Origin of the sequence: Corynebacterium coyleae, from assembly GCF_030408635.1 — a bacterium.
GTDB lineage: Bacteria > Actinomycetota > Actinomycetes > Mycobacteriales > Mycobacteriaceae > Corynebacterium > Corynebacterium coyleae.
This window is the reverse complement of record NZ_CP047198.1, coordinates 2,032,491-2,046,159: the sequence shown is the minus strand read 5'-3', so window position 1 is coordinate 2,046,159 and position 13,669 is coordinate 2,032,491. Positions and strand designations below refer to the sequence as shown.

14 protein-coding genes and 3 tRNA genes are annotated in these 13,669 nt (G+C 62.8%); 11 read left to right on the top strand and 6 right to left on the bottom strand.

Going from position 1 to position 13,669, the window contains the following annotated elements:
• Nucleotides 1–29 precede the first annotated feature (29 nt).
• Both CCOY_RS10000 and ygfZ read right to left on the bottom strand, forming a co-directional pair.
• A complete protein-coding gene (locus CCOY_RS10000) occupies nucleotides 30–227 on the bottom strand; it encodes a DUF3073 domain-containing protein (protein ID WP_070423032.1) in 198 nt (65 codons plus the stop codon).
• Between the two features lie 129 nt (nucleotides 228–356).
• A complete protein-coding gene (ygfZ, locus tag CCOY_RS09995) occupies nucleotides 357–1,415 on the bottom strand; it encodes a CAF17-like 4Fe-4S cluster assembly/insertion protein YgfZ (protein WP_092100604.1) in 1,059 nt (352 codons plus the stop codon).
• A 23-nt stretch (nucleotides 1,416–1,438) separates the two neighbouring features.
• Here ygfZ and CCOY_RS09990 point away from each other — a divergent pair, with 23 nt between their 5' ends.
• Entirely contained in the window at nucleotides 1,439–2,335 is an 897-nt protein-coding gene (locus tag CCOY_RS09990) for an aminodeoxychorismate lyase (RefSeq protein ID WP_070423034.1), read from the top strand.
• Between the two features lie 6 nt (nucleotides 2,336–2,341).
• Here the strand turns inward: CCOY_RS09990 and CCOY_RS09985 are convergent, their stop codons facing one another.
• Together CCOY_RS09985 and CCOY_RS09980 are read right to left on the bottom strand one after the other, a co-directional pair.
• Nucleotides 2,342–3,007, bottom strand: a complete 666-nt coding sequence (locus CCOY_RS09985) for a heme-binding beta-barrel domain-containing protein (RefSeq protein WP_070482164.1) — start codon at nucleotides 3,005–3,007, stop codon at nucleotides 2,342–2,344.
• Complete coding sequence (locus tag CCOY_RS09980; RefSeq protein ID WP_070771622.1) at nucleotides 3,000–3,725, bottom strand: LmeA family phospholipid-binding protein; 726 nt, start codon at nucleotides 3,723–3,725, stop codon at nucleotides 3,000–3,002. The genes CCOY_RS09985 and CCOY_RS09980 overlap by 8 nt, the downstream gene beginning before the upstream one ends.
• 31 nt (nucleotides 3,726–3,756) lie before the next feature.
• On the opposite strand from CCOY_RS09980, the gene mshD reads away from it, so the two are divergent.
• From mshD to pstB, 5 genes are all read left to right on the top strand, one after another.
• The gene (gene mshD / locus CCOY_RS09975; RefSeq protein ID WP_092100603.1) at nucleotides 3,757–4,638 is read left to right on the top strand and encodes a mycothiol synthase; all 882 of its coding nucleotides are present in this window, start codon (nucleotides 3,757–3,759) and stop codon (nucleotides 4,636–4,638) included.
• Nucleotides 4,639–4,798: 160 nt separating this feature from the next.
• The gene (gene pstS / locus CCOY_RS09970; protein ID WP_070569048.1) at nucleotides 4,799–5,917 is read left to right on the top strand and encodes a phosphate ABC transporter substrate-binding protein PstS; all 1,119 of its coding nucleotides are present in this window, start codon (nucleotides 4,799–4,801) and stop codon (nucleotides 5,915–5,917) included.
• A gap of 100 nt (nucleotides 5,918–6,017) precedes the next feature.
• Nucleotides 6,018–7,001: a phosphate ABC transporter permease subunit PstC gene (pstC, locus tag CCOY_RS09965; protein ID WP_083279510.1), complete on the top strand. Its 984-nt coding sequence runs from the start codon at nucleotides 6,018–6,020 to the stop codon at nucleotides 6,999–7,001.
• Between the two features lie 15 nt (nucleotides 7,002–7,016).
• Nucleotides 7,017–7,937 carry a phosphate ABC transporter permease PstA gene (gene pstA / locus CCOY_RS09960; protein WP_092100602.1) on the top strand — a complete coding sequence of 307 codons (921 nt, stop codon included), beginning with the start codon at nucleotides 7,017–7,019 and terminating at the stop codon, nucleotides 7,935–7,937.
• Between the two features lie 36 nt (nucleotides 7,938–7,973).
• Complete coding sequence (gene pstB / locus CCOY_RS09955) at nucleotides 7,974–8,750, top strand: phosphate ABC transporter ATP-binding protein PstB (protein ID WP_070828833.1); 777 nt, start codon at nucleotides 7,974–7,976, stop codon at nucleotides 8,748–8,750.
• Here the strand turns inward: pstB and CCOY_RS09950 are convergent.
• A complete protein-coding gene (locus tag CCOY_RS09950; RefSeq protein WP_342027937.1) occupies nucleotides 8,747–9,475 on the bottom strand; it encodes a phosphate signaling complex PhoU family protein in 729 nt (242 codons plus the stop codon). The two genes, pstB and CCOY_RS09950, sit on opposite strands and share 4 nt — an antisense overlap.
• 24 nt (nucleotides 9,476–9,499) lie before the next feature.
• Nucleotides 9,500–10,660 carry a tRNA dihydrouridine synthase DusB gene (gene dusB / locus CCOY_RS09945; RefSeq protein WP_070423042.1) on the bottom strand — a complete coding sequence of 387 codons (1,161 nt, stop codon included), beginning with the start codon at nucleotides 10,658–10,660 and terminating at the stop codon, nucleotides 9,500–9,502.
• A 190-nt stretch (nucleotides 10,661–10,850) separates the two neighbouring features.
• Between dusB and scpC the strand changes: the two genes are divergently transcribed.
• The 5 genes from scpC to CCOY_RS09920 all read left to right on the top strand — a co-directional run bounded on the left by scpC (nucleotide 10,851) and on the right by CCOY_RS09920 (nucleotide 13,613).
• A complete protein-coding gene (gene scpC / locus CCOY_RS09940) occupies nucleotides 10,851–12,359 on the top strand; it encodes a succinyl-CoA:acetate CoA-transferase ScpC (protein WP_092100601.1) in 1,509 nt (502 codons plus the stop codon).
• Between the two features lie 70 nt (nucleotides 12,360–12,429).
• Nucleotides 12,430–12,502 (top strand) — tRNA-Lys (locus tag CCOY_RS09935).
• Between the two features lie 107 nt (nucleotides 12,503–12,609).
• Nucleotides 12,610–13,404 carry a zinc transporter ZupT gene (gene zupT, locus CCOY_RS09930; RefSeq protein ID WP_092100600.1) on the top strand — a complete coding sequence of 265 codons (795 nt, stop codon included), beginning with the start codon at nucleotides 12,610–12,612 and terminating at the stop codon, nucleotides 13,402–13,404.
• Between the two features lie 58 nt (nucleotides 13,405–13,462).
• Nucleotides 13,463–13,535: transfer RNA gene (locus CCOY_RS09925), tRNA-Glu, on the top strand.
• Nucleotide 13,536: 1 nt separating this feature from the next.
• Nucleotides 13,537–13,613, top strand: a tRNA-Asp gene (locus CCOY_RS09920).
• Nucleotides 13,614–13,669 lie beyond the last annotated feature (56 nt).

Below are 13,669 nucleotides of genomic sequence, written 5' to 3'. Positions count from 1 at the left end.
GCGGGGTGCACTTTTACGTGAAGGGTGGACTAGCGGTCGTCGTCCTCATCCCAGTTGGCGTAGTCGGCGTACTGGTCGTCCACCTCGGAGTCGTCGTCATCCCACCTGCGGCCCGGGGTCTTCCCTGCAAGCTCGCGTTGGAGCGAGGCGAGATCCATTTCAGGAGTGTTGTACTTCAGCTGGCGAGCAACCTTGGTCTGCTTGGCTTTTGCGCGTCCGCGGCCCATGGCGTGACCCCCTTGAGGTGGTTCTGGGCGGCCCATGTGTGGGCGGCCTCTTATGATTCTTCGTTATTTTCCTGTAGGACACTATAGCTTGAGTATCTTAAAAATGCCCCTTAGGTGTCCCACCTGCGGTTATTTTGGCGTCATGCCGCCACGACGAAGCTGATCAACAGCTTTGCGGCCCGCACGTTCACCCTCATCTTGTGGCAACGAGGAGGGGTCGACGGAGGCTGCAGCGCCCTGGATTTCCAGGGGAACCTCCAACGCGGAACGCTTCACTAGGGCGAGAGCCACCGGACCTTCGTCGGCATCGTGCACGACGGTGCCAAGCCGGCCCACGTTGCGCCCGCCGGCGGTGATCTCCGAACCGGGCACCGGCTCCTCGGGGGCAGAGCCGTCGAGTTGGAGTTTGACCAAAAGCCTGGGGGAGCGGCCGAGGTTTTCCACGCGAGCAACGGTTTCCTGCCCGCGGTAACACCCCTTTTCCAGGTGAACCGCGCCAATGTGGTCGCCGCGGTTGATCAGGTAGGGGGCTTCGTGGGGGATGGAGCGCTCGTCGAGGTCGGCGCGCTGCTCCGGCTCGCCGGCGGCGACACGCAGGGCGGTAAACGCCATCAGACCGGCCAGTGGAAACTGTTCGGCGATCGCGTTGAGTTTCTCGCGGGGGATAGCGACGTCAGTGCGGCATACCCCACCCCAGCCATCAATCACGCGGGTGAACACGGCGCCATCAACCTGCGCAGGGGAGGGGCTGAGCAGCGTGACCACAGCAAGGTCGGTTTGCTCCACGGTCACCTCGGACCAGAACACCATGCGCTGCAGGTAGGTCAACAGACTTTCGGCCTGGTAGGAGGGGGTATCCAGGTAGAACACGCCGTCCACCACGGCAACATCGGCGTGGTGCAGAATGCGGCCCTGTGCGTTGAGATCCAGGGCGGAGGCGGTGAACCCGGAGGTGGCGTCGTCAAGCTTCTGCGACAGCAGGTTGTTCAAAAACACCGGCGCATCAGGGCCGGAGACCGCAATGACGACACGGTTGGACCGGTCGACGGCGACAGTTTCCGTGAAAGCTTTGCGTTGCTCCCCCAAAGGATCGCCGTAATGCCAGGCGACGCCGGTGGCGTCGAGAAGCGAATCACCCGGAAGCTCCGCAGCACCCGGCTTGGCCAAAAGAACCGATGCGTAACCCATGGGCGCCTATCATAGGGGGCATTATGTCTATTGCACCGCTCGCGCCTGCGCCCGTGATCTACCTCGTCGAACCGTACGGCGGGTCCGTACGCCGCCAAAACACCAACATGCCCCACGTGTTCTGGGACGATGCGGTGGTCACGCGCGGCGATGGGATCTTTGAAAGCATCCTCATTCGAGATGGCAAACCGCTCAACCTGGAGAAGCATCTCGAGCGCTTCGCCCGGTCGGCGGAACTGATGGATCTGCCGGAGCCGGGCGCGGCCCACTGGGAGCGCGCCACCGAGGAGGCGGTCGCCGATTATTGCCGTGAGCGCGGCGGCACCGAAGGCGTGGAAGCGAAGTGCGTATGGACGCTCTCACGCGGCCGTGAAACCACCGGCGTTGCAACTGCTTGGCTGACCATTCGCCCGCTTGACGACGACACCCTGGCACAACGCGAACGCGGCGTCTCTGTGCTCACTACCCCACGCGGCTACACCGTCACGGGCGATGCGCCGTGGATGCGCGAAGGCGCGAAAACGCTCAACTATGCGGCGTCGATGGCGGCGCTGCGTTGGGCGAAAGCCGGAGGCGCGGACGATGTCATCTACATCGACCCCGACACCGGACGCGTGCTCGAGGGGGTGACCTCGTCGGTGGTCATGGTGAAGAAGGGCGGGCGGTTGCGCACACCGGCACCGGGGCCGGGCGTGCTGGCCGGCACCACCCAAGCCGCCCTGTTCGAATACGCCGCCGAGCAGGGGTGGAAGTGCAAGGCGAAGGACATCTACCTCAACGAACTGTTCAAGGCGGAGTCGGTGTGGCTGGTGAGCTCCACGCGCATCGCCACCCGGGTAAAGCGCCTGGACGGCAAAAAGCTCCCCGCTCCCGACAATGAAGCCGAGATCAAGGAGCTGATTTCCGCGGCGCTGAGCTAACCGGCGCTAGCCCGCGATGCGCTTCAACTCTGCGGACATGTACGGCACCATCTCGCCGTTGACGGCGCGCTCGTCAACCCAGCCGAGGTTGTTGTTCGGCATCAGGCCGTAGAGGCGCTTGCCCGGACCGTGGGACTCAGGGCCGGTCTCCGTTGCGATGGTGGAGGCGCTGGTGAGCTGCCATGCACGCTCGTTGACAGGCGCGCCGTACATGATCTCAACCAAACCGCGGGAGTTGGTCAGGGTCACCTCGATTTCGTCCTTGAGAGAGATGCGCCAGAAGCCGACCTCGCGCTGGTCGGCGCCGGTGGCGTTGCCGTCCTCGTCGAGACGCCACATGCGCGACTCGAAGCGGAGGTAATTCTCACCGTCGTGGGAGACAACAAGGCGCTGGCCGAAGGCGTACTCATCGCCGTTGTCGTTGGCCTGGCCGGAGCCGGTCCACACGCCAACCAGCGGCAAAAGTGCGAGCAGGCCGTCGTGCAGGCTCGGGCCGAAGCGCAGGTTTGCGGTGTCGTCCTCGAGCGGGAAATCTTCAAAGTCGAACGTCGGGATATTGCGGTGCGCGGTCGACTTGGACTGCTCGGACGCAAGGTTGACGGCGTCGTTGCCGCTTAAGGTGGCCGGTTTCGGCGTGTTCTCGGTGTTTTCTACGTTCTTTTCTTCACTCATGGTGTCCAAGGGTAGCTGCTTGTCCCATGGGGTTGAGGTCCGCCGGGTCAAATGCGGTGTTGATGCGGTCGCGCGAGAACTCAATCGAACCGCCGCGCAACTGCACTCGGTCCGCTGGCCCGTCCAACGGCAGGGTGCGGGTGTCTAGGTCGAGAGTGAACGCGGCCTGGGTTTCGGGGGAGGTGTCGTCGATAAGTTTGCTGGGGCGCATCTGGAAGATGCCGTCGATCAGGCGCAGCGTAACCACAACCGTCACCGGATCTTCTGTACCCGGAACCGTGCCGGTGAGCCGGGCCTCGCTTGCGGCCCCGCCTGCGGGGGAGATGTCGTATGGGTTCGCGATGTCCAGGTCCGTGATGCCGAGCAGGGTGCCGAACCCGACGCCGTCGAGGCGCACCCGGCGGCGCACAAGGCGTGCGGTGCCCGATTCGAACTCGCCCGAAAGCGCTTCGCGTGGGTTGTCGAGGGCGAGGTCGAACACGTCTACGCCGGTCGTCGCTACGCCTGGCCCATCGACGGCGGCATCGAGGTGTTCCACGCTCACACGTGAGACGTTGCCGGTGAGCAGCGACGCCGTGTACGGGAAACCACCCACGGACGCCTGGATGCCGGGTTGGGCGACGGTGCGTTCCACGTTCGCGGCCACGACCGTGTCAGCGCCAGCCAACACAGCCAGCGCCGCCGCCACGGCGACAGCCGCTTTCACACGTGCCCGCATCGTTTCCGCCCTCCGACGTACCCTCTAAGACATGACTGTCGACATCGTAAGCGCCACCCTGCCGGAAACCCTCGTCCGCCCCATTCTGGATGCCGCCCAATCCGAAGACGGCGTCGCCGCGTTCTCCGAGGCGTTCGAGCGCGGGCTTTTCGACGACACCCTCAACCACACCCACCTCATCGCCAAAACCGGCGATAGGACCGTTGCGGTTGCCGGCATCGCTGAAGACGGCTCCACCGAACTGGCCGTCCATCCCGAGCACCGCGGCCACGGCTACGGCCGTGCCCTGGTTCAGGCTGTGCTGGAGCGCAACGCCGACGCTGGCTTCTGGGCCCATGGTGACCTGCCTGCAGCACAGGCGATGGCACGCGACCTCGGGATGGAGCCAGTGCGAGAACTGCTGGTCATGGGGACTGCGCTGGATGCTGACATGAAGGCGGAAGTGCGCGAGGGCTACGAGCTCGTGCAGTACCCGGAGTTGGTGTCGCGGTGGGGGCGTGAGGTCGTCGATAAGCAGTGGCTCGAGGTGAACAACGACGCGTTCTCCTGGCACCCCGAACAAGGCGGCTGGGACATCGCGCAGCTGCACCGGGCGATGGACACCGACTGGTTCGACGCCGACGGCGTGTGGTTCCTCATCGCCGGCGATGAGATTGCGGGCTTCCACTGGACCAAACGACACCCGGATGGCACCGGCGAAATCTATGTCGTGGGCCTCTCCTCGAAGCACCGGGGGGAGGGAATGGGGGGACCGCTGATTCAAGCCGGGCTGAACTACCTTGCGGAGTGCGGATCCTCGCAGGTCATCCTCTATGTCGAAGGGGATAATGAGCCGGCGGTAAAGCGATACCGCCAGCTCGGCTTTGATACTCGCGAGCGCCACGTGGTCTACAAACCGGCCTCCAAAAAGTAGCGCTTGACCTGCGGTGTTAGCCAGGATTTTACGAGTTCACCAATAGTTCACCCAATCAGCAACCAGGGATTAACCGGCGCTGTCTAGGTTTTGTGTCGTAAGTGATCGGACATCTGCCTGGTGTTCCGGACCGAACAGTTAAATACCTGAAAGGTTCCCCGTGATTCGTAACTTCAAGCGCACCGCCGCAGTCATCGGCGTCGTAGCAGCCTCCTCCGCCACCCTCGTCGCTTGCGGCGGCTCCGACGACACCGAAGGTGCAGCAGGTACCGAAGCGGAATCCACCGCAACGGCCGAAAAGGGCGACTACGAGCTCTACGGCCAGCAGGGTGACATCCTCGCTGAGGGCGCATCCTCCCAGCAGAACGCCATCGACTACTTCGCCTCCGTCTACTCCGCAGAGGTTCCGGGCGCTTCCATCGCCTACACCCCTTCCGGCTCGGGCGCAGGCCAGAAGAACTTCATTGCCAACCAGGCTGTCTTCGCCGGCTCTGACTCGCCGCTGAAGGACGACCAGGTTGAGGCTGCTGCACAGCGCTGTGGCGGCAACGAGGCATGGCACCTGCCGTTCGTCATCGGCCCGGTTGCTATCGCCTACAACCTCGAGGGTGTCGACGAGCTCAACCTCACCGTGGACAACATCGTCGAGATCTTCCAGGGCGTCATCAAGACCTGGAACGACCCGAAGATCGCAGAGGCTAACCCGGGCGTTGAACTGCCGGACACCCCGATCAACGTCTTCTACCGCTCCGACGAGTCCGGCACCTCCGACAACTTCCAGAAGTTCCTCGCAGCCGCATCCGACGGCAAGTGGGAGTCCTCCGGCAAGGCGTTCCCGAACGCAGTGGGCACCGGCGCCAACGGCTCCTCCGGTGTGGCACAGGAAGTCTCCGCTACCGACGGTTCCATCACCTACGTCGAGGCTGGCTTCGCTGACAAGAAGGCCAACATCGACTTCGGCAACGGCCCGGTCGAGCTGACCAACGAGTCCGTGGCGAAGACCCTGGACAACCTGACCTTTAAGACTGAGGGTCACAACATGGTCGTCGACGCCGACGCCCTGTTCGCCACCGACACCGCCGGCGCTTACCCGCTGGTGCTGACCACCTACGAGATCGTCTGCTCCGCGGGCTACGACGAGGCAACCTCCAAGATGGTCAAGGACTTCCTCAACATCGCCCTCGACCACCAGGATGCAGAGCTCGAGGCTGAGGGCTTCATCCCGGTCACCGGCGCACACGCTGAGCGTCTGCGCGAGGCGATCAACGCCATCCAGTAAGGCCAACCGGCCGACGACCCCCGACTGAGCTCAATGACATCGGGGGTCAATTGCTGTAGTCCACCCCGTTTCCCTCCATCTTTCCCAAGGATCCGAGCACATGGCTGACAATGACGTTGCGGTAGCGGAACGCACCGCGCGGACCTCCGGACGCGTGAAGCGCCCCGGAGACCGGTTCTTCGAAATCTTCTCCACAGCATCTGCAACGCTGATCACCGTCCTCGTTGCTGCCATTGGTATCTTCCTGCTCGCGCAGGCGCTGCCGCCGCTGATGCGTAACGACGGCGGCGTGCTCGGCTTCTTCACCTACGGTGGCCCGTGGCAGACCGCAGACCTGGACGCGATGCAGTTCGGTATTCCGAACCTGTTCTTCTCCACGGTGACCATCTCGATCATCGCGCTGATCATCGCGATGCCGGTCGCCCTCGGTGTTGCACTGTTCTTGTCCAACTACTGCCCGCAGCGCCTCGTGCGCCCGCTGGGCACCCTGGTGGACATGCTCGCCGCCGTGCCGTCGATCGTGTACGGCCTGTGGGGCGCTCAGGTGCTTGGTCCGAAGTTGGGCAAGTTCTACGAGTGGGTCAACAGCTGGGGCGGCGACTTCTTCCTGTTCGCCACCTACCAAAACTCCCCGCCGTTCTCCACGGCCCGCAACGTCATGACCGGTGGCATCGTGCTCGCCATCATGATCCTTCCGATCATCGCGGCAACCGCCCGCGAAATCTTCGTCCAGACCCCTCCGGGACAGATCGAGTCCGCACTTGCCCTCGGCGCAACGCGCTGGGAGGTCATCCGCATGACCGTCATCCCGTTCGGCCTGTCCGGCTTCATCGCAGGCTCCATGCTCGGCCTTGGCCGCGCACTGGGTGAGACCATGGCGCTCTACATGGCGGTCGCACCGGCAAACGATTTCCGCGGTTCGCTTTTCGACGGCGGCACCACCTTCGCAACCGCCATCGCCAACGCCGCAGCCGAGTTCAACAACCCGGTGTCCGCCGGCGCCTACATCGCAGCAGGCCTGGTGCTGTTCCTGCTGACCTTCGTCGTCAACTCGATCGCGCGTGCGATCGTCAACAAGAAATAAGGAGCGGAGCGAAACATGTCTACTGCAGTATCCAAACCGGCTGAGACAGCCCGCCCCGAAAACCCATTCATCGACATCGCCTCGAGCCGCAAAACCACAAACTCCATCATGGGTGGACTCATGTGGTTCTGCATGTTCCTCGCACTTATCCCGCTGTTGTGGCTGCTGTTTACCGTGGTCTCGCGTGGCTGGCACGCCATCGTGGACCCGGCGTGGTGGACCTCCGACATGGTCGGCGTCCGCGCGTCCAAGGAGGGCGGCGGTGCGCTGCACGCGATCATCGGTACGCTCATGCAGACCCTGATTGCGTCGCTGTTCTCCATCCCGATCGGCGTGTTCACCGCGATCTACCTGGTTGAATACTCCAACGGAAACCGCCTGGGCAGGCTCACCACCTTCATGGTGGACATCCTTTCCGGTGTGCCGTCGATCGTTGCAGCACTGTTCGTCTACGCCCTGTGGATCACCATCCTGGGCCAGCAGCGCTCCGGTTTCGCTGTCTCCCTCGCACTGATCCTGCTCATGGTGCCGGTCGTTGTGCGTAACACCGAAGAGATGCTGCGCGTTGTGCCGATGGACCTGCGCGAAGCTTCCTACGCACTTGGTGTGCCGAAGTGGAAGACCATCGTGCGCATCGTGCTGCCGACCGCACTGTCCGGCATTGTCACCGGCATCATGCTGGCAATCGCCCGCGTGATGGGCGAATCCGCGCCGGTACTCATCCTCGTCGGCTCCACCCCGGCAATTAACTGGTTTGACATGTTTGACAAACCACAGTCCTCGCTGCCGCTGTTCATGCTGGACATGTGGAAGTCCGGCGCCACCGGCCCAGCCAACGACCGACTCTGGGGCGCAGCACTGACGCTTGTCATCCTCGTTGTCACGTTGAATCTGCTCGCACGCTTCATCGCGAAGCGCTTCTCGGTCAAGAAGTAACCACCCGCCCGCGTCCCCAGTCAGGAGAACTCACAGATGTCCACCAAGCTCGAACTCAACGACGTCAACATCTACTACGGCGACTTCCACGCCGTACAGAACGTCAACATGCAAATCCCCGCCAAGTCGGTCACCGCGTTCATCGGCCCGTCCGGCTGCGGTAAATCCACCGTGCTGCGCACCATCAACCGCATGCACGAAGTCATCCCCGGCGCCTCTGTCAAGGGCGAGATTCTTCTCGACGGCCGCGACATCTACGGCAAGAACGTCGACCCAGTGTCCGTGCGCAACACCATCGGCATGGTGTTCCAGAAGGCAAACCCGTTTCCGACGATGTCCATCGAAGACAACGTCGTCGCCGGCCTGCGCCTGGCAGGGGAGAAGGACAAGAAGAAGCTCAAGGAAGTCGCGGAGCAGTCCCTGCGCGGCGCGAACCTGTGGGACGAAGTGAAAGACCGTTTGGACAAGCCGGGTGGCGGCCTCTCCGGTGGTCAGCAGCAGCGCCTGTGCATCGCTCGTGCGATCGCGGTGCGTCCTGAGGTGCTGCTTATGGACGAGCCCTGCTCGGCCCTCGACCCCATCTCCACCCTTGCAGTGGAGGATCTCATCCACGAGCTGAAGGACCAGTACACGATTGTCATCGTGACCCACAACATGCAGCAGGCAGCCCGCGTGTCCGACAAGACCGCGTTCTTCTCGCTCGAAGCCACCGGCCGCCCGGGCCACCTGGTGGAGTTCAACGACACCACCACCATCTTCGAAAACCCGGAGCAGAAGGAAACCGAAGACTACATCTCCGGCCGCTTCGGCTAAGGCTTGCGGAACTTGCGCTCGATGGTGGCGAACTTCTCCAGATTCTCGTAATCAGGTTCGTCCCGCTGGCGCAAGTACGCCTCAGGCCTCAGGCCGGTGACCAGAAACACCATCTGGCCGGCAATATCTACGCAGCGGTCCGCGTAGCGCTCGTAGTAGCGCGAAATCATCGACAGGTCGACGGCCTCGCGAGTGGAGTATTCCCACTCCCGGTCGGAGACCAACGTGCTTAAGAACGCGCGCATGTCGTCGACGCCCTCGTCGATAGTGTGCAGCTCAACTGCCACATCCGGATCCGGATCATCCAACAATGCTCGGGTGGTGGCACCCATCGCAGCCACCAACCGGGTCATTTCCTCGACGTAGCCGTGCAGCGGCGGCGGATACACCGACGCGGGGTGGCGCTGGCGCACCAGGACTGCAATGTTGCGGGCGAGCGAACCCATGCGTTCGAAATATTCCACTAGGTGGATCGCAGCCAGCACCTGACGCAGGTCAGTCGCCACAGGGTTCTGCAGCGCGAGCAAGCGCATGCTTCGCTCCTCACACCGTTCGCCGATTTCTTTGAGTTCGTCGATCAGGGTCAGGGCCGTTTCGGCGTCATCGAGTGACTGCTCAAGAAGGCCCTTCGACGCGTGCCCCATGATGGTGCGCACCGTGTCGCACATGGTCATGAGGTCCTGGTTAAAGGCCTCCAGAGTCTCTCGGTAGGCGGCTCTCAGCATGCGCTTCATGCTACGCGCTCGCAGTTAACCACCGTTATTCTCAATTTCTGCGCCCTCAGGGACGGTGTCGTCCTCTGGATCGTCCAACCAGCCCTCCGGCAAGGCGATCTTGCCGGCTGAACCTTGGCGGCCGCGCGCGTCATCCGCATGCTCGGCCATTGCTTCAGAATCCGCGATGGGGGCGAGGCGCTCCTTCAACTCCGCAAGAGACGTCACTTGGGCAAGCGACTTGCGGAATTCCCCGCCTACCGGGAAACCACGCATGTACCAGCCGGTGTGCTTGCGGATGTCGCGGCACGCGTGGTGCTCACCGTCGTGCTCTGCCAACAGCTCTGCGTGGCGGTAGATGATGCTGGCTACCTTGCCCAGGGTCGGCTCCGGCGGGATCTCCTCGCCGCGCAACTGCGCGCCCAGTTGCGCGAACAGCCACGGGCGCCCAAGGCAGCCGCGGCCGACCTCCACGCCGTGGCAGCCGGTTTGCTCCATCATTTTCGCCGCATCGTCGGCGGCGAAGATGTCGCCGTTGCCGATCACCGGCACGCCGGTACCGTCCATGTGCTCCACAAGGCGGCCGATTTCGTCCCAGTGCGCCGCGCCCGAGTAACGCTCCGCACCAGTGCGGGCGTGCAAGGCAACGGCGGCGGCACCAGATTCGGCAGCAATGCGTCCGGCATCCAGGTGCGTGTGGTGGTCTGCGTCAATGCCGATGCGGAACTTCACCGTAATTGGAATGCCGGAGCCTTCCGCAGCGCGCACCGCGGCGCTGACGATGTTGCCGTACAGACGCCGCTTGTATGGGATCGCACAGCCTCCGCCCTTGCGCGTGACCTTCGGCACTGGGCAGCCGAAGTTCATATCCACGTGATCGGCGATATCTTCCTCGACGATCATCCGCACGGCTTCATACGTGAACTTGGGGTCCACCGTGTACAGCTGCATCGACCGCGGCGTTTCCACATCCGCGAAGGTGGTCATGTGCATCGTCTTCTCGTTGCGAGCCACCATCGCACGCGCTGTGATCATTTCGCAGACGTACAGCCCCGAGGATGTGCCGGTGAGTTCCTCCTCGATCTCCCGGCACAGCACACGAAACGGCATGTTGGTCACCCCGGCCATCGGCGCGAGGATGACGGGGGAGTTCAGATCAATGCCGCCGATAGTTAAGGCGGGGGCTGCGGTAGTCATAGTTCTGCCTATTGTTCACGCCCGTTGTCGCCCCGTCCAATCGTGGTTGCTACGCCCGTTCGGGGGTAATTTGGGCGTCGATAAGCATTTGCTTTGCGACGAGACCACACACCCTCATGGCAATGAGTGATGGGTCACAATATGGTGGGGGTGTTACCTGAACGGATTTAACAGGATTGAGGGAGATCACATGAGCGATCGTATTGCTTCCGCCAAGTTGCGTGACAAGGTCATGACCGCCGAAGAGGCCGTCCAGTTTGTCAACCACGGCGACAAGGTTGGTACTTCCGGCTTCACCGGTGCGGGCTACCCGAAGGCCATGCCGGCCGCAATTGCAGAGAAGGCAAAGGCCGCCCATGCGAAGGGGCAGGACTTCTCCATCGACTTGTACACCGGCGCCTCCACGGCACCGGAGTGCGACGGCGTCCTCGCTGAGGCAGGCGCGCTGCGTTACCGCATGCCGTACCAGTCTGACCCGACCATGCGTAACAAGATCAACGCTGGCGAGATGAAGTTCCAGGACATTCACCTGTCCCACTCCGGCATGATGGTCGAGCAGGGCTTCTTCGGTGACGTTGACCTCGCCATCGTCGAGGCAGTGCGCATCACCGAAGAGGGCAACATCGTCCCGTCTTCCTCTGTTGGTAACTCCGTGGAGTTCCTCAACGCAGCCAAGAAGATCATCATCGAGGTCAACTCCTGGCAGTCCGAGGAGCTCGAGGGCATGCACGACATCTGGCTCGTGCCGCCGCTGCCGAACCGCATCCCGATTCCGATTGAGAAGGCTGGCGACCGCATCGGCAAGACCTACATCGAGATCGACCCGGAGAAGGTCGTCGCAGTCATCGAGACCAATGACGCTGACCGCAACGCACCGTTCAAGGCACCGGACGAGGTATCCGAGCAGATCGCTGGCAACTTCCTCGACTTCCTGGAGAACGAAGTCAAGGCCGGCCGCCTCACCTACGACGGCTACGTCATGCAGTCCGGTGTGGGCAACGTCCCGAACGCCGTGATGGCAGGCCTGATGGACTCCAAGTTTGAGAACATCCAGGCCTACACCGAGGTCATCCAGGACGGCATGGTCGACCTGATTGACGCCGGCAAGATGACCGTCGCCTCTGCAACCTCCTTCTCCCTGTCGCCCGAGTACGCAGAGAAGATGAACAACGAAGCATCCCGCTACCGCGAGTCCATCATCCTGCGCCCGCAGTCCATCTCCAACCACCCGGAGGTCATCCGCCGCACCGGCCTGATCGCCTCCAACGGCATGATCGAGGCGGACATCTACGGCAACGCCAACTCCACCCACATCAACGGCTCCCGTCTGATGAACGCCCTGGGCGGCTCTGGCGACTTCACCCGCAACGCCTACATTTCCTCGTTCATCTCCCCGTCCGTGGCCAAGGATGGCGCCATCTCCGCAATCGTGCCGATGGTTTCCCACGTCGACCACACCGAGCACGACGCCATGGTCTTCATCACCGAGTACGGTGTCGCCGACCTGCGTGGCCTCGCCCCGCGTGATCGTGTGGCAAAGATGATCTCCATCGCCCACCCGCAGTACCGTCCGCTGCTGGAGGAGTACGTCGAGCTCGCCGCGAAGTGCAAGTACCAGGCAACCCCGCACGACCTGCGCCACGCCTTCGACTTCCACACCCGCATCCAGGAGACTGGCACCATGCTGAAGGAGAACTAAAACCTCCTTCCGGCGCGCGTGCAGGGCGATTACCGCACGCGCGCACATGGGGGCTACACTTAGCCCCCGCGGGCCTTTAGCTCAGTTGGTAGAGCTACGGACTTTTAATCCGCAGGTCGTGGGTTCGATCCCCACAGGGCCCACCGTGAGCCCCGGCTAACGCCGGGGCTTTTCGCGTTCTTGGGCCCCCTTCTGTGCCGGGTTGATGGGTTTGCGAGTGCCACAAAGTGGAACCAGCTAACCTGCGCGTATGGATATCAGTACCGCCACGCCCACGGCCGTCGGCATCGCCTTGGGGATCTCGTTGTTGGCCGGGCTATCCACTGGCTTCGGCGGGCTGATCGTCGCCCTGAAACGTGCTCCGGGCGCGGGTTTTCTCGCTGGGGCGCTTGGGTTCTCGGCCGGTGTGATGGTCTACATCTCGTTTGTCGAGCTGCTGCCTCAAGGAATCGAGGGGCTCGCTGAAGCAGGCAGCCCCCGTGCGGAACTCTGGGGCACCGTCGCCTTCTTTGCGGGAATCGGGCTGATCGCGCTTATCGACCGCCTCGTGCCCGAAGAGATCAACCCCCACGAAGAACCCTCGAAAAGTGGGGTCAGTAAAGCACAGTTACGCAACGTGGGTGTCCTCAGTGCCGTTGCCATCGCCATCCACAACTTCCCGGAAGGGTTTGCCACGTTTGCTGTAGCGCTCGCGGATCCAGCCCTTGCTATCCCTCTCGCGGTGGCGATTGCGATCCACAACATCCCGGAAGGCATCGCGGTCGCGGTCCCTATGCGGGAGGCCACCGGATCCCGCCGCAAAGCCGCCTGGTGGGCCACCCTGTCGGGCCTAGCGGAGCCGTTGGGTGCCATCGTGGGGTATTTGCTTCTCCAGCCGTTCCTGGGGCCACAGTCGCTCGGTATCACTTTCGCTGCAATCGCCGGCATCATGGTCTTCGTCAGCCTGGACAAACTGCTGCCCACAGCAATCCAAACCGGCAAACACCACACCGCGATTTACGGGATGATTGTGATGGCATTCAGTCTGCTCATTTTGCCGGGCTAGCAGGCTATTTGGAGGAAATGGCGTACCTAGCTTATGATGAGCGGGCTGTCTTTTCAGCGCCCCCATCGTCTAGAGGCCTAGGACTCCGCCCTTTCACGGCGGCAACACGGGTTCGAATCCCGTTGGGGGTACGGCCCTGTGGCGCAGTTGGTTAGCGCGCCGCCCTGTCACGGCGGAGGTCGCGGGTTCAAGTCCCGTCAGGGTCGCCATCACGCCCCGAGGTTTTCCTCGGGGCGTTTTGCTTTGCGACGATGCCGTGCACGCA